The sequence below is a fragment of the Enterococcus sp. AZ126 genome (assembly GCF_051714545.1).
GTDB lineage: Bacteria > Bacillota > Bacilli > Lactobacillales > Enterococcaceae > Enterococcus_L.
On record NZ_JBIOSB010000001.1, the window covers coordinates 1,470,949 to 1,494,752 of the forward strand.

Consider the following 23,804-nt stretch of genomic DNA (forward strand, 5'->3'; position numbering starts at 1 on the left):
CAAGCTTGTTCATTAGCCATGCATGACTAATCCACCATCTACATTCAAAACTTGTCCTGTAATATATGGACTTTCTGCTAAAAAGATAGCTGCATTGGCAACATCTTCCACTTGACCAAATGATTGTAATGGAATTTGCTGATTCATTTGTTCTTTTACTTTATCGGATAAAATTTCTGTCATCTCTGTTTCAATAAAACCTGGAGCAATAGCATTACAGGTAATGCCACGTGCAGCAACTTCTCTGGCTACTGATTTAGTCAAACCAATGACTCCGGCTTTACTTGCCGCATAGTTAGCTTGACCAATATTTCCCATTAATCCGACAACACTAGACATATTGATAATACTTCCACTACGTTGTTTCATCATCTTTTTAATAGCATGTTGCGTCATATTGAATGTTCCAGTTAGATTGATTTGAATACAACGAGTAAAATCTTCTTCTGACATTCTCAATAACAACTTATCATTCGTAATTCCAGCATTATTAACTAAAACATCAATTGATCCTAGGCCATCAACAACTGCTTGAATCATTTCTCCGGCAGAATTGAAATTAGCAATATCTCCAGAGACTCCAATACATTTAACATCAAAAGATTCTACTTCTGAAATCAGTTCAGCGCTAATTTCTCCACGCCCATTAAGTGCAATATTTGCTCCTGCTTTAGCAAAAGCCAACGCAACAGCTTTCCCGATTCCACGTGTGCTGCCTGTAACAAACACATTTTTTCCTTTAAGTTCCATTCGTTACCTCCCGTTTAAAAGAGCTTCAGTTTCAGATAATGTTTTTTTATCTTCAACACGAGCTGTTTCGATTTCTTTATCGATTTTCTTGATAAAACCAGTCAACGTTTTCCCTGGTCCAACTTCTATAATGGCATCAACATTCATTTTTTTTATAGTTTCAATACTGTCAGCAAAACGAACAGCAGACATTACTTGCTTTTCCAGTAACTCCTTAATATCCCCTTGTTCCATTACTTGTGCTGTCGTATTACTGATCACAGGAATCGTCATTTCTGCAAAATCGACTTTTTCTAATTCAATCGCTAATTTTTCAGAAGCAGGCTTTAGTAGTGCTGTGTGAAAAGGGCCACTGACTTTTAAAGGTATCATCCGCTTTACTCCAGCTTCTGTTAATAATTCTACTGCTCTATCGACTGCTGGTATTTCTCCACCGATCACGATTTGCTGAGGTGTATTATAATTCGCAGGTGAAACGATGCCTAGTATACTTGATTCTTGACAACATTTTTCAATCAACGAGCGTTCCGCATTCATCACTGCAACCATCTTACCAGTACCGGTCGGTGCAGCTTCCGCCATGAACTTCCCTCTCTTAGCAACTAATTGAACAGCTTCTTTAAATGAAATAGCACCGCTAGAAACAAGCGCGCTATACTCTCCTAAGCTTAGTCCTGCAACAACATCTGGCTGATACCCTTTAGATTGCAGCAAACGATAAATAGCAATACTAACCGTTAAAATCGCCGGTTGTGTATAAATGGTTTCATTAAGTTTGTCATTTTCAGTAAAACACAGCTCAGCCATATCATAACCTAGAACCTCACTTGCTTCTTGAAAAGTTTCTCGAACAATTTTCTCTTGATCAAATAATTCTTTGCCCATACCACTATATTGAGCACCTTGACCACTAAATATAAAAGCTGTTTTCATTCCTTTACTCCTTTACGTTAAAAGCATAGTGCTTGCCCAATAAACCTATATATATTGATAAGTTATTACAACTAGATTTTCTATTTTAACCATCGGCGATATTCAGCCGATATAACTTCTTTTGTTTCACTGATATAAGATTCAATAATTTCTTTTGCTGTTTCTTCTTTTTTTATAAGTCCTGCAATTTGTCCAGCCATAATCGATCCATGATCTACATCACCATCAATAACTGCCTTGCGTAAAGCCCCTTGTCCTAACTCATCAAATTGTACAAGATTTGGTTCAGTTTTTTTCAATTCGATTTTTTCTAGTCGATCATATTCATTGGTCAACTTATTTTTGATTGCCCGCACCGGATGACCAAAATGTTGACAGGTAACTGTCGTATCCACATCTCGTGCTTTGATGATTCTGATTTTATAATTTTCATGTACTGTACATTCTTTTGCTACCAGAAAACGTGTGCCGACTTGAACAGCATCTGCACCCAACATTAACGCCGCTGCCATTCCACGACCATCACCAATACCTCCGGCAGCGATCACCGGAATCGTTAGTGCATCTACAACTTGAGGTACAATACTCATTGTTGTTAGTTTACCAATATGTCCCCCAGCTTCCATTCCTTCAACAATTACGGCATCTGCGCCAATTTTCTCCATACGATTACCTAATGCAACAGAAGGAATCACTGGAATTACTTTAATATTATGTTCTTTAAAACGAGCCATATATTTGCTTGGATTTCCTGCACCAGTTGTAACGACAGGTACACTTTCTTCACAAACTAAATCCACGATATCTTGTGCAAATGGCGAAAGCAGCATGATATTTACACCAAATGGTTTATCAGTGATTTCTTTGATCTTTTTGATCTCAGCTTGAACAACTTCTTTTGGGGCATTACCACCTGCGATGATCCCTAGGCCTCCTGCTTTAGAAACTGCCCCAGCTAAGGAAGCATCTGCAATCCAAGCCATACCGCCTTGAAAAATAGGGTATTTAATTCCAATCAGTTCACATATCTTTGACTGCATAATTTACATCCTTCAAACTATAGAATAATTAATCAAAAAAGAGCTGGAACAAAACTCTATAAGTTCAGTACCAGCTATTCTAATTCCAACGAGCGGTGTGAAAAAGCCAGGCTCTTCAGCAATTGTTGAGAATCGCGCAGAGCCTGGCTCATCCAACTTTTTTAATTGACCTAATCGCTTTGATTATTATGCTTTTTGTTTTTCTACGTATGTTACTAAATCTTGAACAGTAGTGATACCATCTTCAGATTCAATTTTTATATCGAAAGCATCTTCGATTTCATTGATAATTTGGAATAGGTCTAAGCTATCCGCATCTAATTCTTCTTGAATGTTTGTTGTTAATTTTACTTCCTCAGGTTCTTTACCTAATTCTTCTACAATAATTGCTTGAATTTTTTCGAATACCATGTGTATATTCCTCCAATAATTTTCTTTTTTTAGTTTATATAGTCACAGTTTTACAGCGTCAAGAGGATAGAACCCCACGTTAAACCGCCGCCGTAACCTGTCAACACAATTTTTTGTTTGGAGCCTAGTTGAAGTACTCCTTTTTCCACTGATTCATCCAGTAATAACGGAATGCTTGCAGCCGAGGTGTTACCGTTATGTTCCATATTTGTGAGAAATTTTTCTCTTGGAACTTTGAGTTTTTTCGATATTTTTTCGATAATGCGTTTATTTGCTTGATGTAATAGTAAATAATCCACATCTTCTTCCATAATTTCACGAAGGTTGTTTGTTACATCATTCAATGAAAAATCATAAATATCTCTACCTACCATTTGCAGATAACCAGAACTTTCAGATACCCCAGTATAAAAGGGACTCTTATTTTCCAAATAACCAGAAGTTAATGATTTTGCTCTTTGACCATCAGCTTGTAGTTTTTCGTTTAGAAAATGTTCTTCATTACTTGTCTCCAATAATACACCCGCTGCTCCATCACCAAATAATACAGCCGAACTGCGATCGTCCCAATCAAGAACTTTAGATAATGTTTCACCACCGATGACCATACCTAATTTTTTCCCTGTACGAATCAGTTTCTCGCCCATGCTTAATGCATAGACAAAACCAGTACAAGCAGCGCTGATATCAAAAGCAAAAGCCTGAGAAGCTGAAATGCTCCCTTGAACAAGACAAGCAACTGAAGGCGTACCATAATCTGGTGTCATTGTTGCAACAAGAATAAAATCTAAATCTTCTGCTTTTTTCCCAGATTTTTCTAATAATTTTTCAGCTACTTTAATACATAAATTTGAAGTATTTTCATTCGTGACAATATTTCTTGAATGTATGCCTGTTCGACTAGAAATCCACTCATCAGAAGTATCCATCATCGTTGAAAGTTGATCGTTAGATACTGAATTTTCAGGAACATAGCGGCTGGTACAAGTTATTTTTGCATATTGGTTCATTTTAGTCCTCACTTTTACTTATATTCCTTTAGGAAATCATGAAGATTTTTCAATGCTTTTAATAAAGCTTGTTCTTCTACTTTGTCCATCCCATTCAAAATTTTCTTGACCATTTCTTTATGGAAGTGCTGATGAACACGAAAAAGTAACTTTCCTTTTTTGGTCAAACCTAACTTGACTACTCGACGATCATCTTCACTTCGTATACGTTCAACATAATCTTTTTTTACAAGATTATTAATCGCTACGGTCAATGTTCCAACAGTGATCGACAATTCTTTTGCAACTTCTGAAGATGTTTTTTTCTTATACATTCCAATTGCTTCGATCGTGTGCATTTCAGTAATGGATAAGTCATTGAATTGCGATTTCTTCAATTCAGATTCTTCAATAGTCAAAATATCGTTAAAGACACTGACAAGATAATCGTTGACTGTTTCTAAATTAGGTTCCATTTGTGTGCACCATCCATATAGTTTGATTATCAAATCATTTGATGTTCAAACTATATCGTAAATAAAAAAGGATTGCAAGTAAAATATTCGATTTTTAATTTTTCTTAATCAAAAAATGCAAAAAATCAGCTATTAAGTATTGAAAAGATAATTTCAATTTAATTGTTTTTATTCATTTTAAATCATTAAATGGTCGTTATTACAAAATTCATTCATACTAAATTTGTTTTGGAAATCAAACTTTTTTATTCTTAATAAAATTAACACGATCACATCTTTGAAAATACTAGTAAAGAATTATCCTACTGCAAAAGTTCTAGGCTGAAATCATATCAGAAATTTGATTATCTATCAACTTATTAAATTTAGTTATATAAGGAACAATAAAATCACAGTACTTATTATTCCAAATAACAAATAAAATTTGAAAAAGAGGCTTAAAGAAAATCTTAGCATTTTTATTAATAGAAAACCAACACACAAGAGAGTTTTCATAGGTCTTACTTCACTTTATGATTACATAAAATCACTAAAAATTAAAACATCTATTAATTTTTGTTGATGCTAATGCACAAAAAATAGAAAGATTAAAATAAATTTTGATTTATTGTCAACTACACAAATAAAAAAATCCTGTGGCGTACAAAATTGTACGCCACAGAATTTTTGATTATTATCATTGATTTTGTTACCTACTCACTGAAATTTACTAATTATTGAATTAAATCATAAATTTCCATCGCAACAATATCAATATTATCAAATTGATAACTTTGTTGAGAATCAGTCTCTGTCAATTCAAATGTTTCAGTTGATTTATCATAGTTTACGATGCATTTTTCTGCACCTTCGCGTTCAAAACGACGTACTTGAATTTCATTGTCTGTTGCTTCAGTCATCGCTTCAAGTCGCTTGATAATCGCCACAAGTTGTGAATGTTTCATAAATGGGCCTCCCTTTAAAAACTAGTTCTGTATCATTGTATCAAAACATTGACTTTCTTGCATGACTTTTCGTCATTTTTTTTAATTTTTTTGCTGTTCTTTAATCTTTGACCACAGGCTTCTTTCCATCCGCCCACCAAAGTTTGATTAATGCTTGGGTTCCATCGTTCTCAAATCCTTTATTAGCAAGCTTTTCATACAATTCTGTAGCTAATTTCGTTGACGGCAGCTCAAGGTCCATTTTCTCAGCTTCATCTAAGGCGATCTTTAAATCTTTTATAAAATGTTTAACAAAAAAACCTGGAGAGTAGTTTTCTTTTAAAATTCTTACACTATAGTTGCTTAATGACCAGTTAGCAGCACTTCCACCGGATAACGTTTCGATGACTTTTTCTAAATTCAATCCAGCTTTATTTGCGTAAACCATCATCTCAGTCATACCCGTCATGGTTCCTGCAATCATAATTTGATTTGCCATTTTTGTATGTTGCCCTTTACCAGAAGTACCATGTAACGTAAAAGTTTTACCGAATGTTTTAAATATAGGCAACACTTTATCATAAGCCGATTGATCTCCACCCACCATGATTGTCAATGTACCATTTTTAGCACCCAGATCACCTCCTGATACAGGCGCATCTAATGCAACTCCGCCTAATTCATTCGCCTTTATAGCTATTTTTTTAGCCAATGTTGGTGTACTTGTCGTTAAATCAACAAGTATCTTATCTTTAATATCTTGTGAAAAAATACCATTTTTATCGAAATAGATTGTCTCAACATCTTTTGGGAAACCTACCATTGTAAAAATAATATCACTACTTGCAGTGATTGCTGCAGGAGTATTTTGCCAAGTCGCTCCTTCATTCACTAAATCATCTGTTTTACTTTTAGTTCGATTATAAACATTTACTTTCAATCCTTGTTTCATCATATTTCTGACAATTGCAGCACCCATGACTCCTGTTCCGATGAATCCAATTTCTGTCATACTCATAATCCCCCTATTGTTTGTAATAAAAAAACTTCTAGTCTTAGTATAAACCAAGACTAGAAGTTTTAACATTTATTTTCTTAACGACGTAAATTTGACTTTGATTCGTTCAATAGAAGCTGCAGCCTCTTTTTCTAAAGTAAGTTGCTCGTAATATTTAATCATGTCCTCATAAAATTCAAGCATTACGTTACCAAAATGCGTTGCTGATATTTCATAAAGCTTTTCTTTTAGAACAACGTCATTAGCTTTGATACCCGATTCAACATACTCAATAAAGGTTGGCGCAAAATCGGCATCCGTTTTAAACGTCCGTCCTAAGCTTTCATGATCAAATAAGTTATTCAAATAAGCATTTCCCTCAACCACACAAGGAACACCTGACGCCATAGCCTCAGTATACGTCAATCCCTGTGTTTCTGAAGTTGAAGCACTGACAAAGTAATCTGCAGCCTTATAATAAATGGCTACCTGATCATTTGGTACTTCCCCAACAAATTGAATCTTATCACCGATCTCTAATTCTTGACCTAAACAACGAAGCTTCTCAACATAAGGACCATCCCCGACAACGACGAAACGAGCATTCGGAAAACGTTCAAAAATAGCAGGTAAACCCCTTACGATTGCTTGAATATTTTTTTCATAAGAAATACGGCTCAACGATAGCAACATGATATTATCATCCGTCAACCCTAATTCTTCACGAAGTGCACTTTTCATTTCTTCCGTAATATCAGGTCTTTCAAATTTTTTAATGTCGATTCCAGTGGGGATGATTCTCATCGTAGATTTTACGCCGTAATCTTTTAATTTATCAATCACTCTTTCACTCGGACAAACCACACCTGTTGTATGGTTCGCAAAGAAACGAGAAAAATACTTCACATGTGTTGGACGGACAACTTTTCCCTTTGCGATATAATGTAAATAATCCTCATACATAGTGTGATAGGTATGAATAACAGGTACTTTAAGTTTTTTCCCTACCATTTTACCTAATAAACCTGCACCAAACTCTGTATGTGTATGAATCAAATCTAACTCTAATTCTTTAGCAATCAGGTAAGCATACCACATACCCCGTACAACAATTCTTCGATCCTTAAATGACACAAACGGAACACTGGGCATTCGAATAACATCTTCTTCAAACTCTTTTGCATTTGGATCAGTAGTTGTAAAAATATAAACTTCATGTCCTTTTTGTTCCAATTCATCCTTAAGTGTCTTAATAGATGTTGCAACCCCACTAACTTGGGGAAAATATGTATCTGTAAAGAAACCAAATTTCACTTTGTTCCCCTCCATTAATTCTAATTTTTCAACTTTATTTACTCAGTTTTCTTTAAAAATTAGCTATCTAGAACTTTCTTATACACTTTTTTTAGTTCATGTCCAATCCGTTCAATACTCTTTTCTTTTGCTACAGTATAACCCGCTTGGCATGTATTTTCTATTTTTCTCTCAACAAGTGCGTCTATTAAATAGGCAAAATCTTCATTTGTTTTCCCTTTATAACAATTTACGCGATTTTCAAGCCAACCATTATATACAGGAATATCCCTTACTAAAACTTGTTGTTCACTAGCTAATGCCTCTAAAATAACAATTCCTTCTGTTTCCTCATAAGAAGGAAAGAAAAAGAGATCTGCTGCTGAATATGCGCCTTCAATGATGTCACCTTTAATATAGCCAGGAAACTCAACATTTTTAGGATGTTCTTCTTTAACTATTGATCTAATCGCTCTTGGAATAGAATACATTGGAGTGTGCCCAAACCAGATAAAACGGTATTCAGGAAATTTTCTAGCTATTTCAACAAAATCAACGATTCCTTTTCTTTCAAAATACAAGCCTACACAAATAATAACTTTTTGGTTTTCTTCTATTTTAAAATACTTTCTAAATTTTTCTTCTTTTTCTTCAGAACGCTCAAACCGATTCAAGTCAATACCATTTGAAATTGAAGCAATGGGGACAGTTATTCCATAGCCTTCTAATAATTCTTTAGAATAAGGTGTAGGTGTAATTAAATAATCTGCCTTAGAATATAAACTGACTAAGTATTTTTTAACTAAAGGAGATAGTTGGTTTGACCCAATGAATGAATTTCTAAAATCTTCTTCAGTCGAATGTGCATGATAAATAACTTTTTTACCCAATTTTTTTGCCTTATTTACCATACTATGGCTGTTAATTCCATAAGTATTAATATGTAAAATGTCATAATCAGTACAATCAGCATCTAGTGTATACTCTATTCCAACTTCAGAGAGCGCTCGTTTCTGATGGTCTAATGCTCGCCCTATTCCAGACTTCGCTAATATTTTTTCGCCTTCAAAATATAAAAAAACCTTCACACTGCCCCTCCTAACTTCTTTAAATTATTATAACATAAATTAAATATTCATTACTCAAACTAAAGTCCTAGTTCAATAACACTTACATTTATTATATCAAAGAATAGCTTCATACAGGTGTTTTCCGATAAAATAGATTCTTCACATGACAAAACTGTTAGATGGAGATAATCAATTTTACTTCTTACTATCATTATTTCATCTTTTACTCATTCTATCAAATAATAAAATTTATTTTACTATAAAAGTAAAAAAAAACGAAAACTGAATAAGTTTTCGTTTTTTAACTCCGGCAGTAGGACTCGAACCTACGACATCATGATTAACAGTCATGCGCTACTACCAACTGAGCTATGCCGGAATAATCAGCGTGGCGACGTCCTACTCTCACAAAGGGAAACCCTTCACTACAATCGGCGCTAAGAAGCTTAACTTCTGTGTTCGGCATGGGAACAGGTGTATCCTTCTCGCTATCGCCACCACACTGGGTGTTGTTGCTATTCAATTGAGTGATTATTCACTCAAAACTGGATTGAAGTTGTAATCAAACTATCCGATATACTTTTTTATTTCGTTTCTTTGGTTAAGTCCTCGACCGATTAGTATTGGTCCGCTCCGTACATCACTGCACTTCCACTTCCAACCTATCTACCTGATCATCTCTCAGGGGTCTTACTTTCTTAAAGAAATGGGAAATCTCATCTTGAGGTGGGCTTCACACTTAGATGCTTTCAGCGTTTATCCCTTCCCTACATAGCTACCCAGCAATGCCCTTGGCAGAACAACTGGTACACCAGCGGTAAGTCCATCCCGGTCCTCTCGTACTAAGGACAGCTCCTCTCAAATTTCCAACGCCCGCGACGGATAGGGACCGAACTGTCTCACGACGTTCTGAACCCAGCTCGCGTGCCGCTTTAATGGGCGAACAGCCCAACCCTTGGGACCGACTACAGCCCCAGGATGCGACGAGCCGACATCGAGGTGCCAAACCTCCCCGTCGATGTGGACTCTTGGGGGAGATAAGCCTGTTATCCCCAGGGTAGCTTTTATCCGTTGAGCGATGGCCCTTCCATGCGGAACCACCGGATCACTAAGCCCGACTTTCGTCCCTGCTCGACTTGTAAGTCTCGCAGTCAAGCTCCCTTCTGCCTTTACACTCTGCGAATGATTTCCAACCATTCTGAGGGAACCTTTGGGCGCCTCCGTTACTCTTTAGGAGGCGACCGCCCCAGTCAAACTGCCCACCTGACACTGTCTCCCACCACGATAAGTGGTGCGGGTTAGAGGGTTCATAACACAAGGGTAGTATCCCACCAGCGCCTCCACCGAAACTAGCGTTCCGGATTCATCGGCTCCTACCTATCCTGTACATGTGGTACAAACACTCAATATCAAGCTACAGTAAAGCTCCATGGGGTCTTTCCGTCCTGTCGCGGGTAACCTGCATCTTCACAGGTACTAAAATTTCACCGAGTCTCTCGTTGAGACAGTGCCCAAATCGTTACGCCTTTCGTGCGGGTCGGAACTTACCCGACAAGGAATTTCGCTACCTTAGGACCGTTATAGTTACGGCCGCCGTTTACTGGGGCTTCAATTCTGAGCTTCGCCGAAGCTAACCCATCCTCTTAACCTTCCAGCACCGGGCAGGCGTCAGCCCCTATACTTCATCTTTCGATTTTGCAGAGACCTGTGTTTTTGATAAACAGTCGCTTGGGCCTATTCACTGCGGCTGACCGAAGTCAGCACCCCTTCTCCCGAAGTTACGGGGTCATTTTGCCGAGTTCCTTAACGAGAGTTCGCTCGCTCACCTTAGGATACTCTCCTCGACTACCTGTGTCGGTTTACGGTACGGGCAGTTGTTTTCTCACTAGAAGCTTTTCTTGACAGTGTGACATCAGGAACTTCGGTACTATTATTTCCCTCCCCATCACAGCTTGTCCGTACAGAGTAAAGCATTTGACTCTACTCAAGACTTACTGCTTGGACATGCACTTCCAGTCGCATGCATTCCTTAGCCTCCTGCGTCCCTCCATTGCTCAAACAAAAACAACTGGTACAGGAATATCAACCTGTTGTCCATCGCCTACGCCTATCGGCCTCGGCTTAGGTCCCGACTAACCCTGGGCGGACGAGCCTTCCCCAGGAAACCTTAGTCATACGGTGGACGGGATTCTCACCCGTCTTTCGCTACTCATACCGGCATTCTCACTTCTAAGCGCTCCAGCCGTCCTCACGATCGACCTTCAACGCCCTTAGAACGCTCTCCTACCATCACACCAGAGGTGTGATCCACAGCTTCGGTAATATGTTTAGCCCCGGTACATTTTCGGCGCAGGGTCACTCGACTAGTGAGCTATTACGCACTCTTTAAATGGTGGCTGCTTCTGAGCCAACATCCTAGTTGTCTGTGCAACCCCACATCCTTTTCCACTTAACATATATTTTGGGACCTTAGCTGGTGGTCTGGGCTGTTTCCCTTTCGACTACGGATCTTATCACTCGCAGTCTGACTGCCGAATATGAATGAATGGCATTCGGAGTTTATCTGAATTCGGTAACCCGAGATGGGCCCCTAGTCCAAACAGTGCTCTACCTCCATCATTCTTAACTTCGACGCTAGCCCTAAAGCTATTTCGGAGAGAACCAGCTATCTCCAAGTTCGTTTGGAATTTCTCCGCTACCCACAGCTCATCCCCGCACTTTTCAACGTACGTGGGTTCGGTCCTCCAGTGCGTTTTACCACACCTTCAACCTGGCCATGGGTAGATCACATGGTTTCGGGTCTACGACTACATACTCATTCGCCCTATTCAGACTCGCTTTCGCTGCGGCTCCGGCTCTTCACCTTAACCTCGCATGCAATCGTAACTCGCCGGTTCATTCTACAAAAGGCACGCCATCACCCATTAACGGGCTTTGACTTGTTGTAGGCACACGGTTTCAGGATCTATTTCACTCCCCTTCCGGGGTGCTTTTCACCTTTCCCTCACGGTACTGGTTCACTATCGGTCATTAGGGAGTATTTAGCCTTGCGGGATGGTCCCCGCGGATTCCGACGGAATTTCTCGTGTTCCGCCGTACTCAGGATCCTCCTAGGTGTTGCCAACATTTCGTCTACGGGGCTATTACCCACTTTGGCGAACCTTTCCAAGTTCTTCGACTATCTTGACAGACTACCACATCGGAGTCCTACAACCCCAACAAGCAAGCTTGTTGGTTTGGGCTTTTCCCGTTTCGCTCGCCGCTACTCAGGGAATCGAATTTTCTTTCTCTTCCTGCAGGTACTTAGATGTTTCAGTTCTCTGCGTCTACCTCTATCCAGCTATGTATTCACTGAATAGTAACATCCTATAAAAGATGCTGGGTTTCCCCATTCGGAAATCTCTGGATCATAGCTCACTTACAGCTCCCCAAAGCATATCGGTGTTAGTCCCGTCCTTCATCGGCTCCTAATGCCAAGGCATCCACCGTGCGCCCTTATTCACTTAACCTTACGATCTTACGATCGGTTTTGTTTGGTTCGTTTCTCTAGCGATAGAGGCGTGACCAATAAAATAAGCTTCGAACTATTTTAATTAAAAAACTCATTCAACGCGGTGTTCTCGGTTTGTTTTGATTACTTTTATACTTCAATATCCAGTTTTCAATGAACAATAACTTAGTAACCAATGGTTACTAATGGAGCCTAGCGGGATCGAACCGCTGACCTCCTGCGTGCAAAGCAGGCGCTCTCCCATCTGAGCTAAGGCCCCGTGGTACATATTAATTTAAGAGTAAACCTCTCAAAACTGAACAAAGTGTCGACGAATGTGTAAGTTTCCGTAATATTCCTTAGAAAGGAGGTGATCCAGCCGCACCTTCCGATACGGCTACCTTGTTACGACTTCACCCCAATCATCTATCCCACCTTAGGCGGCTGGCTCCACAAGGGTTACCTCACCGACTTCGGGTGTTACAAACTTTCGTGGTGTGACGGGCGGTGTGTACAAGGCCCGGGAACGTATTCACCGCGGCGTGCTGATCCGCGATTACTAGCGATTCCGGCTTCATGTAGGCGAGTTGCAGCCTACAATCCGAACTGAGAGAAGCTTTAAGAGATTTGCATGACCTCGCGGCCTAGCGACTCGTTGTACTTCCCATTGTAGCACGTGTGTAGCCCAGGTCATAAGGGGCATGATGATTTGACGTCATCCCCACCTTCCTCCGGTTTGTCACCGGCAGTCTCGCTAGAGTGCCCAACTGAATGATGGCAACTAACAATAAGGGTTGCGCTCGTTGCGGGACTTAACCCAACATCTCACGACACGAGCTGACGACAACCATGCACCACCTGTCACTTTGTCCCCGAAGGGAAAGCTCTATCTCTAGAGTGGTCAAAGGATGTCAAGACCTGGTAAGGTTCTTCGCGTTGCTTCGAATTAAACCACATGCTCCACCGCTTGTGCGGGCCCCCGTCAATTCCTTTGAGTTTCAACCTTGCGGTCGTACTCCCCAGGCGGAGTGCTTAATGCGTTAGCTGCAGCACTGAAGGGCGGAAACCCTCCAACACTTAGCACTCATCGTTTACGGCGTGGACTACCAGGGTATCTAATCCTGTTTGCTCCCCACGCTTTCGAGCCTCAGCGTCAGTTACAGACCAGAGAGTCGCCTTCGCCACTGGTGTTCCTCCATATATCTACGCATTTCACCGCTACACATGGAATTCCACTCTCCTCTTCTGCACTCAAGTCTCCCAGTTTCCAATGACCCTCCCCGGTTGAGCCGGGGGCTTTCACATCAGACTTAAGAAACCGCCTGCGCTCGCTTTACGCCCAATAAATCCGGACAACGCTTGCCACCTACGTATTACCGCGGCTGCTGGCACGTAGTTAGCCGTGGCTTTCTGGTTAGATACCGTCAAGGTAAGAGCAGTTACTCTCCTACTTGTTCTTCTCTAACAACAGAGTTTTACGATCCGAAAACCTTCTTCACTCACGCGGCGTTGCTCGGTCAGACTTTCGTCCATTGCCGAAGATTCCCTACTGCTGCCTCCCGTAGGAGTCTGGGCCGTGTCTCAGTCCCAGTGTGGCCGATCACCCTCTCAGGTCGGCTATGCATCATGGCCTTGGTGAGCCGTTACCTCACCAACTAGCTAATGCACCGCGGGTCCATCCATCAGTGACACCCGAAAGCGTCTTTCAAGTCAGCACCATGCGGTGTCGACTATTATGCGGTATTAGCACCTGTTTCCAAGTGTTATCCCCCTCTGATGGGTAGGTTACCCACGTGTTACTCACCCGTCCGCCACTCTTCTTTTCAAATGAGTGCAAGCACTCGGTAGAAAAGAAGCGTTCGACTTGCATGTATTAGGCACGCCGCCAGCGTTCGTCCTGAGCCAGGATCAAACTCTCATAATAAAAGTTGAACACAATCCGAAGATTGTTAAGCTCATTTGGTTGCTAGCATATTGCTTCGCTTTGTTAAAAATTGTTGTTTGTTTTTACCGTTGTAAAAACAACCTACACATTTGGTTCGTCTTACTTTGTTCAGTTTTCAAAGGTCTACTGTGTTACCTCGCAGCAACTTTTATATCATATCAAATCTCCGATTCGATGTCAACACTTTTTTTTAAAAAGTTTCAAAGTTTTCTCTGCTTGATGTTATCGAATGTTTCGCGACAACTTCATTAGTTTATCAGGTCGTTTGTTATTTGTCAACAACTTTCTTCCTGATTTTTCAAGTTTTTATAAACCTGAAATGTTATTCTATTTTTATCGTTTGGCGTATTTCATCAGTGCCTTGCGACAAGATATAATATAACAAGTTTTTCTTTATTGGTCAACCATTTTTTTAAAAAAAACAAAAAATATTTTCCACTTTTTTTCGCTTATAAATCCTATTTTCGCCTTTAAGATGTTAATTCAATTTCACAGCTTTATTTCTGTTAAAATATCGTTTAATCACGATTGTTTTTTAAACATGTATGAAAATAGTTCGAATTTATTTCCATTAGAATCTTTAGAACTTCCGACGTTTATGAATTCATTTCCTGTATAGAAACGTATTAACTTCTGATTACTAGCTAAACAATCTAATCGTAACTCCGATACTTCATTCCTAAATTTTACTTTTAAAGCACTTAATAATTCTTGTCCGTAATCTTTTCCTCTGTATGAAGGACGAATGATTACACGATGAAGATAGCAGGCTATTTGATCGAATCCAATGTTTTCCCAAAGTAGTTTATCCCAATCTGTCGGTTTTACCCAAGCAGCTGTCATTCCTATTAATTGATTCTTATTATAGAAGAAATAGACTTCTCCTTTTGCAACAGCGTCTGCTAATCCATGTCTATCTTCACCTTGTAAAACGTCCGACCATTGATTGCTACCTGACTCTTTTAGCCATTCAGCACTTTCCTTTAATAAAGACATTGCTAACTGCGTTTCTTCTATTGATGCTTGTTTTAATTTCATCGTCATTATCTCCTAATACTATAGTGGAAAAAAGCCTAGCAAAACTAGTATTCAGTTTTGCTAGGCTTTTTAAAACTGGGATAAAAGGCGCTCACTAGCAAATTCCTTTTATTTTTATGTATCTGTTTCGTTTTAAAACATCGGTACTCCTTCAATATCATAAGAAGCTAATAAGTTTTTTAATTCAGATGGTTTTTCCCATACATATCTATCATCAATCGTTGGGACTGCATGATCTTCATTCATTTCAAACACAAATAAGGGCATATTTTCTGCGTCTGTATGAGCATTTGTTAACTCAACTAAATTAATTGACGTTACATCTAGTTGAATTTCTTCTTTGAAAACTTGCAACATACTTGCTAATCCTGTCATTTCTTCAGAAACTTTTGTTGTAACAAACGCCATTGACTCACCAACTGGATGAACCAGAAACTTCTTAGAACCATCATTTAAGTTCAGCATAATCGTACCAGCGACTTTTTTGTTAGACAAAACATCCACCTCAATTAATTTTTGTTTTCAGAAACTACGGAAATTGTACCATATTTTCTGAAAAAAAACAGAATTATTTCTCAAGCAGTGCATCCATTGCCTCATCAGTCCAGACAGGGAGCTCTTTTTCTAACGATTCAAACCCAATTTTTTTATTTTTATTCGTGAAATACTTTTTACGTCGATGATTCGGTTGTTGTACTTGGGGTTCTAAAGTTCTCAAAGACAGGCTGATTTTTTTTGAATACTCATCGATATCAATTACTTGAACTTGAACTTTTTGTCCAACTGTTAATAGACTATGAATGTTTTTGGTATATCCTGCTTGCACTTCTGAAACGTGTATCAATCCTTGGACAGTATCGCTTAGCGAAACAAAAGCACCATAAGGCTGAAGACCGGTAATTGTTCCATCAAGGATCATCCCTATTTTGTATTCCATATTATTATCCTCTTTTCATTATTCCCAACTCATATGTTTTTCTCATTTAAAATGATATCATGTTCCATTAAAAAGTGCATGAATTTATTTCTACGATTTATATTATTTTGGCTCTTTTTGTTCATATTTTATTCAAACTCCATTATACTATAATTAAGAGTTGTTTAAGTAAAAAGATTTATCAATAGAAAGGAAGAGCTGAATGGTAGAATTTGATACAGTCTATAATCGTCGTAATACGAATTGCTCTAAATGGGATTCCATTAAAGATACTTATGGAGAAGATGACTTGTTACCTTTGTGGATAGCAGACATGGATTTCAAAGCAAACACACCCGTGCTAGATGCATTAAGGAAAACAGCTGAGCAAGGTATTTTGGGTTACTCACCTGCTCCTGATTCATTATATAAAACAATTCAAAATTGGCAGCAAAGACACCATGATTATTCAATCAGTAAAGAAGCAATTCTGTTCAATAGCGGTGTTGTGCCTAGCCTCTCTTTAGCTATTCAAGCCTATACTGAACCTGGTGATGCTATTTTGATTCATGATCCTGTTTATCCTCCGTTTGCCAAAGTTGTTGAACAAAATGATCGCAAACTTGTCCGCAGTCAGTTATTAACGGATCACGAGCATTTTATTATGGACCTTGAAGGAATGGAAAAGCAGATCATTGCTGAAAATATTCGCCTTTTTATTCTTTGTAATCCTCACAATCCAGGAGGACGTGTCTGGACAAAAACTGAATTAGAGGCTTTTGGTAAATTATGTGCAAAATACGATATTCTTGTCATTAGTGACGAGATACACCAAGATTTGATCTTCGCACCTCATGTCTTTACAACTTTTATGAATGTTCATCCGACATTTAAAGATTTCTCTATCACTTTAACGGCAGCAACAAAAACATTCAATTTAGCTGGTATTAAAAATTCAATGATTTTTATCGAAAATCCTGATTTGCGGAAACAATTTGTTGCAGCACAGGAACGAAATTTCCAAAATGAAATCAATATTTTCGGCTATGTGGGAACAGAAGCTGCTTACGAGCATGGTGATAAGTGGTTGGAAGATTTGCTCGTTTATCTAAAAGGAAACATCGATACGGTCAGTGAATTCTTAAAAACTGAACTTCCCGCTGTCAAAATGATGCACCCTGAAGGAACTTATTTGATTTGGCTAGATTTCTCTGCTTTTAAATTGACCGATGCACAGCTACAAAATCAACTCATACACAAAGGGAAAGTTGTTCTAAATCCAGGAATCAGCTTTGGCCCTAACGGTACACAACATATGCGCTTGAATGTAGCTTGTCCAAAAGAAACACTATTAGAAGGCCTCCTTAGAATAAAACGTTCTTTTGAATAATTATAAAAAGAGCCCGAGACAAAAACTAAAAATCAGTTTTTGTTTCAGGGCTTCTATCTGAATAAAAGGCGAGACAAAAGCAGCTCCTTCTTATTTTTCGGAGCTAAACGCTTTTGTCTCGGCCTTTTTTAGTCAGTCACAAAATTCTTATTCATTAATTTCTATTTTATCAATGACTACATCAAATGTCGGACGATCTTGAGAATCTCTTTGTACTCCACCGATTTCATCCACTACATCCATACCTTCTACTACATGACCAAAAACCGTATGACGGAAATCTAACCAAGGTGTTCCGCCTTTTTTATAAGCTTCGATCACCTCTGTTGGAAAACCAGCACCTTCTAATTGACCAAACATATTGGCTGGTACATTTTGGTTGTTTACGATAAAGAACTGACTTCCGTTCGTATTTGGCCCAGCATTCGCCATCGATAGTGCGCCACGTAAATTAAAGACATCTTTAGAAAATTCATCTTCAAATTTCTCACCGTAAATACTTTCACCACCCATACCTGTTCCTGTGGGATCTCCCCCTTGGATCATGAAATCTGGAATTACACGGTGAAAAATTACGCCATCGTAATATCCTTTTTTCGCTAATTGAACAAAGTTTTCAACTGTTTTTGGTGCATGTTCTGGAAAAAGTTGAACCATAATGTCTCCGCGGTTTGTTTTTATCAAGGCTTTAGGACCTTTTGCATTTGCTAAATCTAATTGTGGAAATTCTGACATCGTTATTTCCTCCTCGTTAATTTTTACTTACTTATAATATCATAAACAACTTCACTTGAAAATTCTAATATCTTTGCTACTCTTTAAAGATCAGCTTTTTTCACAAACTCTTACTTGCTTTTTTCTGTTACAAGTGCTATTTTGTGAAAAACGATATACTACATTTTTGGTTTCATTTCATATAGATGAAAACTTTTTTATTATAGAAACTGGAGGGAATTTTGATGTCTGATTCAAAAAACATTTATGATCTAACTATAGTCGGTGCAGGTCCTGTCGGTCTTTTCGCCGCTTTTTATGCAGGAATCCGCAAAGCGAAAACAAAAATTATTGATAGTTTACCCCAACTTGGCGGGCAACTATCAACCCTATACCCTGAGAAATATATTTATGATGTTCCTGGTTTCCCTGCAATTAAAGCCAGTGAGCTAATTGAAAATTTAGAAAAGCAAATTGCTCCTTTCGCACATGAAACATGTCTGGAAGAAGAAGTGAAGAATTTAGTTCAAGAAGATGGTTACTTACGTATCGAAACCTCAAAAGGTATTCATTATTCTAAAGCAGTTATTTTCGCTATCGGGAACGGTTCATTTCAGCCTAGACGTCTAACCATTGATGGTGCTGCTGAGCTTGAAGGAAATCACGTTCATTATTATGTTACAGATATGAACAAATTTTCTGGAAAAAAAGTTGCGATAGCAGGCGGCGGCGATTCTGCAATTGATTGGGCTTTGATGTTAGAGCCAATTGCTGAAGAAGTTTCGATCATCCATCGTCGTCCCGATTTTCGCGGACATGAGCATAGTGTGGATAATTTAAAAAACTCTGAAGTATCTATCTACACACCTTATATTATCGATCAATTATTGGTAGAGGATAATTCATTCAAAGGCATACAATTGAAAGAAACGAAAGCAGATAATTTTGAAAAGCTGACTTTGGATTCTTTGATCATCAATTATGGGTTTACTTCATCTTTGAGTCACTTAAAAGACTGGGGATTAGACGTAAGTCGAAACGCAATCGAAGTCAATTCGGATATGTCTACAAACATTCCCGGTGTTTATGCTGTTGGCGATATTTGTAATTATGACGGAAAAGTAAAACTAATCGCAACAGGATTCGGTGAAGCACCTACAGCCGTCAACAATGCCTTACACTTTATTAAACCAGATACAAGAACGCAACCGATGCATAGTACTAGTTTATTTGAAGGAAAAGAAGCGAATAAGTTTTAATATACGGTAGCTAACATCAGTTAGCAAAAAAGAGGCTAGGAGCAGAAGCAACGCCTTCGGAAATAAGTTGAAATTCACAAAAATTTCCTCTTATTTTTCGAAGTTAAACGCTTTTTGTTCCTAGCTCTTTTTATAGGCATCAGTTCCCCATTTCTTCTTGCCAAAGCAAAATTGCTTTCTTGACATTAACAATTAGATCTTCTGGTGTGGCACCTGTAATTCGTTCTCCTTCAAATAAAACAAAGAATGTTTGCGCACAAAGATCACACTCATTCATACAAGAATAAGAAATCACATCACCATTTTCTTCAATAAACGGATCGCTTAACAACACTTCTCCGCCTTTAGCTAAATTTTGTTCACAACATTCTATTAGTGGATTCATTGATCTTCTCCTTGCATTTTTATCTTTAGATAGTATACCATTGATATATTCTAAATTTAAAAATGACGCATTGGAGGTTTTTTATTTTGGTAATAGAAGGTAAAACGTTAGAGAAAGAGGCTCGTCAATTACTGAAAGATCGTGGTGTTGAAATGAACGATTTAGCAGAACTAGTTTTATTTTTACAAAAGCCATACATGGAGTATCTTGATCTTGCCACTTGTATTGAACACGTTAACAGTGTTTTATCAAAACGTGAGGTTCATAATACGATTATTACGGGTATTCAATTAGATATTTTAGCTGAAGAAAAAAAATTGCTTCATCCTTTACAAGAGATTTTAGAAAAAGATGATGGACTTTATGGTATTGACGAAGTTTTGGCACTTTCGATCGTAAATGTTTATGGTTCAATCGGTTTTACAAATTACGGCTATATTGATAAAGTAAAACCTGGTATTTTGGCCAGATTGAATTCTCATGAAGGACCGCAAGTTCATACGTTTTTAGATGACATTGTCGGTGCTATCGCAGCAGCTGCAGCTAGTCGTTTAGCTCATTCTCAACCTGAAAAAAGCAGTATCACACAATAATAATAATACGAGAAAAACCTTAGTATACCAAGATGAGTCGGTAAGTATACTAAGGTTTCGGCTTTTTTATATTTTTGACAGCTTTTCAATTGCGTCCGAAGTAACCCTTATATTATAATAAGTTTAAAGTATACGACATACTCATATACTTATGTTTAAAGCTACCACTATAGGCAAAAAAGAGTTTATTCTGATTTAATGAGCACATTTCTTCAATCATTTGATTTTCTTCCCCAAAAGATAAATCAAAACCTATAGTGGTAAACTTTATTCAATATACCCTAATTCGTTAATTGAGACTTGTCTTAAACGAGTCTACAAAATTGACAAGGATATCTACAATAAGAGATAGAAGTAAAAAAATAAAAAACGGTATCAGAATTACTTCCAATACCGTTGTATCGTTCAATAAGTAAACGCTGGCATGTTCATCCTCTCCTGTATTTTTAGGGGTAGATATTTTCCTAAAAATTGAGTACAATAAATCATGTCAGTGCTTTTGCATTGACGAGGGCAACTTGATTGGTCAGTCTCTTGACTCATCAGGGCTTCGTAGTTTGGCGGCCACCAAACTGTGAAGTGCCTTTTTTTATTTTATTATTTCACTTCTATCCTGTACTTATTGTACAAGATGAGTGAATGTTTCGTCAATGCTGATTGTGCTTTATTTTTTCATTATAAATCGATTATTCTTTAAAGAAATCGTAGGTAAAAGACTTTCATTCTACTTTTTTGTCAGTAGACATTCTTATTAACTAGCTTGAATTTACTTTCGTTTCCTTTTAAAATAATTATTCAAATCATCAATTTGTTGATACCGTCATTTTAAGTGCTTGTAGTGCATCGAAATGTTGAATCGTGTATACTGTTGTTCCTCTTTGCCAAACAACTGAATTATTTTGATAACTATCACTTGTAGTTGTTGTTAAAGATAGTTGGCCAACATTTTGAGGTGCTGGGAGCATCGCTGTTTCTAAATAAGCTACAGCTTCTTTAGCTAAAGGTTCAGCTTTTTCTCCCCCAACATTTGAAGCTCTAACGACCATACTCCAATTTCCTTCTTGCCATGATAAGAAACTAGAACCTGCAGCTCCTTGTTGATACCCCGTAATACCGTAACCTAAATCAACCTGTCTTCCACCGTTATCAATGATTTGATTGACCGCATTAGCTGCTGCAGTAGTTGAATCATAAGATTTTTTTTCGAAAGAAGCGATTGGTTGCAAGTCGTTGACGGCAAGATCATTGACCGCGATCGCACGATTTTCAGCATAATATAAGAGTCTAAAATTCCCTTGATCAGCTGTACTTGTCGTTGCTGCAGTCAAATACTCCGGAGTTTGGCTTGTTAAGATTGCTTGTGGTAGTTGATCGTTTGGAAACTCTTTATTTAACTGATTTAAAACCGCCTCTGCTTGTTTTGCTGGTGTATTTTTTTCTGATTTAATAGTAGATTGGCTTTCACTTGTCTTTGTTTCTGACGAGGATGATTTTGTTGCGCTTTGGCTACTAGATATTGTAGTCGTTTGACTAGTTTTTTCAGTTTTCTTAGTTGAAGTTGAACTTTCAGTGGTCTTATCTTTTCCGCCACAGGCAGCCAAGGATAAGCTTGCAAGTAATATAAATGAATAAATAAATTTCTTTTTCATAATTTTTCCCCCTAGGTATTTCCTTACTACAGTTTATCATTAAATAATGGAATACTCACTTCATATGACTACTCTCTTTATTGGGCTATTTACGAATGAATAAATAAAAAAGAAAACACCTATTTCATGTTTGAAGCATCTAGTGTATAAAATACCATTTTCATGGACCCTGAATGCTTACCTATTTCTTTTTTGCCAATAGATACATATCGTTCTAAACGATTTCAGTTTTTATCTTCTAAGTTTTTAGATAAATTTTCAACTAATTTCGTCAATTCATCCACTTTGTTATTTAACTGTTTTATATCTTCATTCTCTGGTTTGTCTTTCTTTTTATTCGTCTTTTTACCTCTAAAATAGTTCGTTATTGTTGAGGTCAGCATACCAATGAAGCCGATACCAAATAACATTGTTATCGCAGCTATAATTTTTCCCCATCCCGTTTTTGGTACTATATCTCCGTAGCCCACTGTAGTCATAGTTACAATGCTCCACCAAATACTATCTTCATAACTAATATTTTCAACTACACTAAAAAAACCACTACCTACAAACACAATACAGGCACTAGCATACAATGCATATATAAACCCATTTCTATATAAGATACTGTTCTTATTATGACCTAACTTTGCCAACAAATTTACGATTCTAAATATTCTATTTGATTTTGCTAAAATGCCGATATTTAAGAGACTTAAAGGAATGATTGCGAATAAATCAAATATATTCTCTGTAAAGTACTTTCTCTTATTTGTTGCTAGTAAAAATCTTACTAAATAACTAATAGTGAATAATATTAGTATAGAAGTATCTATTAGATTATAGGGAAAGCTACTAATACTAATTACACCGGCTAAACTTAATATAAAAAGTAATATCCAAAAAAAGGTTAGGATAAAATCACTTACTACGTATAATTTATGTATCATCTTTTGGCTCAAATCAGTTCATCTCCTCTAAAGCTATATCACTATTTGGTAGTATAAAAAATCTCGCAACTTCATTTTACCATTTTCTTTATGCATATGGTTAAATTAAAAATGTGACTGCTGTCAATTTCGTTTACTGAGAGCTAATTTCAACTATGTAAAAAATACCATGTACCTTCTTTTTGAAACGGTTCTCAATATTAAAAAATTTGTGATCATATAGAATAATAATCAAAGGAGGTATCTGCAAAAGCCATCTTCTTATAGTCTTCAAAACTTACATCGTCGATTTGTTGCTTCATCTGATTATATTCTACATGAAGATAGTTCGGTAATGGCGTTTAATTTTATAAAAATCATAAGAGTATTTTCACTAAATACATGTTCATTCATTTAGTAACTTTCTCTATGAACCTAAAAATCATAGCCAACTAGTTTCAGCGGTCAATACTAAATTAGTCGGTTTGGAGGACGAAACATTAGAACATATTCTAGCGATTTTAAAATCTTTGAATGATAAATAATATAAGCCACTAGTAATTGACTTGAATGAGTCAGTGCTAATGGCTTTTTGATTTATCAAAAATGTGATCAATTTTTGTTCACGAGAT

Annotated in this window: 20 protein-coding genes, 2 tRNA genes and 3 rRNA genes; 3 read left to right on the top strand and 22 right to left on the bottom strand. The window is 37.6% G+C overall.

All coding sequences use genetic code 11. From position 1 onward, the window contains the following. Positions 1-12: 12 nt before the first annotated feature. The 18 genes from fabG to IGI43_RS07215 all read right to left on the bottom strand — a co-directional run bounded on the left by fabG (position 13) and on the right by IGI43_RS07215 (position 16,292). On the bottom strand, positions 13-750 hold the full coding sequence (gene fabG, locus IGI43_RS07130) for a 3-oxoacyl-[acyl-carrier-protein] reductase (RefSeq protein WP_438757128.1): 738 nt from the start codon (positions 748-750) through the stop codon (positions 13-15). Between the two features lie 3 nt (positions 751-753). Continuing rightward, positions 754-1,683 (bottom strand): ACP S-malonyltransferase, encoded by a 930-nt coding sequence (fabD, locus tag IGI43_RS07135; protein WP_438757129.1) that lies wholly within the window; start codon positions 1,681-1,683, stop codon positions 754-756. An 80-nt stretch (positions 1,684-1,763) separates the two neighbouring features. Next, positions 1,764-2,723: an enoyl-[acyl-carrier-protein] reductase FabK gene (gene fabK / locus IGI43_RS07140; RefSeq protein WP_438757130.1), complete on the bottom strand. Its 960-nt coding sequence runs from the start codon at positions 2,721-2,723 to the stop codon at positions 1,764-1,766. A 186-nt stretch (positions 2,724-2,909) separates the two neighbouring features. Then, a complete protein-coding gene (locus IGI43_RS07145; RefSeq protein ID WP_010760445.1) occupies positions 2,910-3,134 on the bottom strand; it encodes an acyl carrier protein in 225 nt (74 codons plus the stop codon). A 50-nt stretch (positions 3,135-3,184) separates the two neighbouring features. Beyond that, the gene (locus IGI43_RS07150; protein ID WP_438757131.1) at positions 3,185-4,144 is read right to left on the bottom strand and encodes a beta-ketoacyl-ACP synthase III; all 960 of its coding nucleotides are present in this window, start codon (positions 4,142-4,144) and stop codon (positions 3,185-3,187) included. 14 nt (positions 4,145-4,158) lie between these two features. Further along, on the bottom strand, positions 4,159-4,599 hold the full coding sequence (fabT, locus tag IGI43_RS07155; RefSeq protein ID WP_438757132.1) for a fatty acid biosynthesis transcriptional regulator FabT: 441 nt from the start codon (positions 4,597-4,599) through the stop codon (positions 4,159-4,161). Between the two features lie 713 nt (positions 4,600-5,312). Continuing rightward, positions 5,313-5,543 carry a YkuJ family protein gene (locus IGI43_RS07160; RefSeq protein WP_010773374.1) on the bottom strand — a complete coding sequence of 77 codons (231 nt, stop codon included), beginning with the start codon at positions 5,541-5,543 and terminating at the stop codon, positions 5,313-5,315. A 100-nt stretch (positions 5,544-5,643) separates the two neighbouring features. After that, entirely contained in the window at positions 5,644-6,534 is an 891-nt protein-coding gene (locus IGI43_RS07165) for an NAD(P)-dependent oxidoreductase (RefSeq protein WP_438757133.1), read from the bottom strand. A 75-nt stretch (positions 6,535-6,609) separates the two neighbouring features. Next, the gene (locus IGI43_RS07170) at positions 6,610-7,833 is read right to left on the bottom strand and encodes a glycosyltransferase family 4 protein (RefSeq protein WP_438757134.1); all 1,224 of its coding nucleotides are present in this window, start codon (positions 7,831-7,833) and stop codon (positions 6,610-6,612) included. A 59-nt stretch (positions 7,834-7,892) separates the two neighbouring features. Beyond that, positions 7,893-8,900 (bottom strand): glycosyltransferase family 4 protein, encoded by a 1,008-nt coding sequence (locus IGI43_RS07175; protein WP_438757135.1) that lies wholly within the window; start codon positions 8,898-8,900, stop codon positions 7,893-7,895. 287 nt (positions 8,901-9,187) lie between these two features. Beyond that, positions 9,188-9,261 (bottom strand) — tRNA-Asn (locus tag IGI43_RS07180). A 7-nt stretch (positions 9,262-9,268) separates the two neighbouring features. After that, positions 9,269-9,384: ribosomal RNA gene (gene rrf / locus IGI43_RS07185) — 5S ribosomal RNA — on the bottom strand. Between the two features lie 95 nt (positions 9,385-9,479). Further along, a 23S ribosomal RNA gene (locus IGI43_RS07190) occupies positions 9,480-12,391 on the bottom strand. A 188-nt stretch (positions 12,392-12,579) separates the two neighbouring features. Next, positions 12,580-12,652: transfer RNA gene (locus IGI43_RS07195), tRNA-Ala, on the bottom strand. Positions 12,653-12,735: 83 nt separating this feature from the next. Beyond that, positions 12,736-14,296, bottom strand: a 16S ribosomal RNA gene (locus IGI43_RS07200). The 16S, 23S and 5S rRNA genes sit together here with 2 tRNA genes alongside, the layout of an rRNA operon. 543 nt (positions 14,297-14,839) lie before the next feature. Continuing rightward, entirely contained in the window at positions 14,840-15,355 is a 516-nt protein-coding gene (locus IGI43_RS07205) for a GNAT family N-acetyltransferase (protein WP_438757136.1), read from the bottom strand. Between the two features lie 132 nt (positions 15,356-15,487). After that, positions 15,488-15,859, bottom strand: coding sequence for a hypothetical protein (locus tag IGI43_RS07210; RefSeq protein ID WP_438757137.1), 372 nt, complete (start codon positions 15,857-15,859; stop codon positions 15,488-15,490). A 64-nt stretch (positions 15,860-15,923) separates the two neighbouring features. After that, positions 15,924-16,292, bottom strand: a complete 369-nt coding sequence (locus IGI43_RS07215) for a CvfD/Ygs/GSP13 family RNA-binding post-transcriptional regulator (protein ID WP_438757138.1) — start codon at positions 16,290-16,292, stop codon at positions 15,924-15,926. A gap of 202 nt (positions 16,293-16,494) precedes the next feature. Here IGI43_RS07215 and IGI43_RS07220 point away from each other — a divergent pair, with 202 nt between their 5' ends. Further along, positions 16,495-17,661, top strand: a complete 1,167-nt coding sequence (locus IGI43_RS07220) for a MalY/PatB family protein (protein ID WP_438757139.1) — start codon at positions 16,495-16,497, stop codon at positions 17,659-17,661. Between the two features lie 147 nt (positions 17,662-17,808). On the opposite strand, the gene IGI43_RS07225 is transcribed toward IGI43_RS07220, so the two are convergent. Beyond that, positions 17,809-18,396, bottom strand: a complete 588-nt coding sequence (locus tag IGI43_RS07225; RefSeq protein ID WP_438757140.1) for a peptidylprolyl isomerase — start codon at positions 18,394-18,396, stop codon at positions 17,809-17,811. 224 nt (positions 18,397-18,620) lie between these two features. Between IGI43_RS07225 and IGI43_RS07230 the strand changes: the two genes are divergently transcribed. After that, positions 18,621-19,634: an NAD(P)/FAD-dependent oxidoreductase gene (locus IGI43_RS07230; RefSeq protein WP_438757141.1), complete on the top strand. Its 1,014-nt coding sequence runs from the start codon at positions 18,621-18,623 to the stop codon at positions 19,632-19,634. 139 nt (positions 19,635-19,773) lie between these two features. On the opposite strand, the gene IGI43_RS07235 is transcribed toward IGI43_RS07230, so the two are convergent. Beyond that, on the bottom strand, positions 19,774-20,019 hold the full coding sequence (locus IGI43_RS07235) for a DUF1450 domain-containing protein (protein ID WP_438757142.1): 246 nt from the start codon (positions 20,017-20,019) through the stop codon (positions 19,774-19,776). Positions 20,020-20,105: 86 nt separating this feature from the next. Between IGI43_RS07235 and IGI43_RS07240 the strand changes: the two genes are divergently transcribed. Further along, positions 20,106-20,612: a phosphatidylglycerophosphatase A family protein gene (locus tag IGI43_RS07240; protein ID WP_438757143.1), complete on the top strand. Its 507-nt coding sequence runs from the start codon at positions 20,106-20,108 to the stop codon at positions 20,610-20,612. Positions 20,613-21,415: 803 nt separating this feature from the next. Here the strand turns inward: IGI43_RS07240 and IGI43_RS07245 are convergent. After that, positions 21,416-22,261 carry a hypothetical protein gene (locus IGI43_RS07245; protein ID WP_438757144.1) on the bottom strand — a complete coding sequence of 282 codons (846 nt, stop codon included), beginning with the start codon at positions 22,259-22,261 and terminating at the stop codon, positions 21,416-21,418. A gap of 224 nt (positions 22,262-22,485) precedes the next feature. Next, entirely contained in the window at positions 22,486-23,205 is a 720-nt protein-coding gene (locus IGI43_RS07250; RefSeq protein ID WP_438757145.1) for a potassium channel family protein, read from the bottom strand. Between the last annotated feature and the right edge of the window lie 599 nt (positions 23,206-23,804).

Bases quoted from the DNA above. Each gene is read 5' to 3' on its own strand.
- IGI43_RS07225 (WP_438757140.1), bottom strand. From the start codon at position 18,396: ATGTCAGAATTTCCACAATTAGATTTAGCAAATGCAAAAGGTCCTAAA.
- IGI43_RS07160 (WP_010773374.1), bottom strand. From the start codon at position 5,543: ATGAAACATTCACAACTTGTGGCGATTATCAAGCGACTTGAAGCGATG.
- IGI43_RS07145 (WP_010760445.1), bottom strand. From the start codon at position 3,134: ATGGTATTCGAAAAAATTCAAGCAATTATTGTAGAAGAATTAGGTAAA.
- IGI43_RS07215 (WP_438757138.1), bottom strand. From the start codon at position 16,292: ATGGAATACAAAATAGGGATGATCCTTGATGGAACAATTACCGGTCTT.
- IGI43_RS07205 (WP_438757136.1), bottom strand. From the start codon at position 15,355: ATGAAATTAAAACAAGCATCAATAGAAGAAACGCAGTTAGCAATGTCT.
- fabK (WP_438757130.1), bottom strand. From the start codon at position 2,723: ATGCAGTCAAAGATATGTGAACTGATTGGAATTAAATACCCTATTTTT.
- IGI43_RS07235 (WP_438757142.1), bottom strand. From the start codon at position 20,019: ATGAATCCACTAATAGAATGTTGTGAACAAAATTTAGCTAAAGGCGGA.
- fabT (WP_438757132.1), bottom strand. From the start codon at position 4,599: ATGGAACCTAATTTAGAAACAGTCAACGATTATCTTGTCAGTGTCTTT.
- IGI43_RS07220 (WP_438757139.1), top strand. From the start codon at position 16,495: ATGGTAGAATTTGATACAGTCTATAATCGTCGTAATACGAATTGCTCT.
- IGI43_RS07150 (WP_438757131.1), bottom strand. From the start codon at position 4,144: ATGAACCAATATGCAAAAATAACTTGTACCAGCCGCTATGTTCCTGAA.
- fabD (WP_438757129.1), bottom strand. From the start codon at position 1,683: ATGAAAACAGCTTTTATATTTAGTGGTCAAGGTGCTCAATATAGTGGT.
- IGI43_RS07165 (WP_438757133.1), bottom strand. From the start codon at position 6,534: ATGACAGAAATTGGATTCATCGGAACAGGAGTCATGGGTGCTGCAATT.
- fabG (WP_438757128.1), bottom strand. From the start codon at position 750: ATGGAACTTAAAGGAAAAAATGTGTTTGTTACAGGCAGCACACGTGGA.
- IGI43_RS07245 (WP_438757144.1), bottom strand. From the start codon at position 22,261: ATGAAAAAGAAATTTATTTATTCATTTATATTACTTGCAAGCTTATCC.
- IGI43_RS07230 (WP_438757141.1), top strand. From the start codon at position 18,621: ATGTCTGATTCAAAAAACATTTATGATCTAACTATAGTCGGTGCAGGT.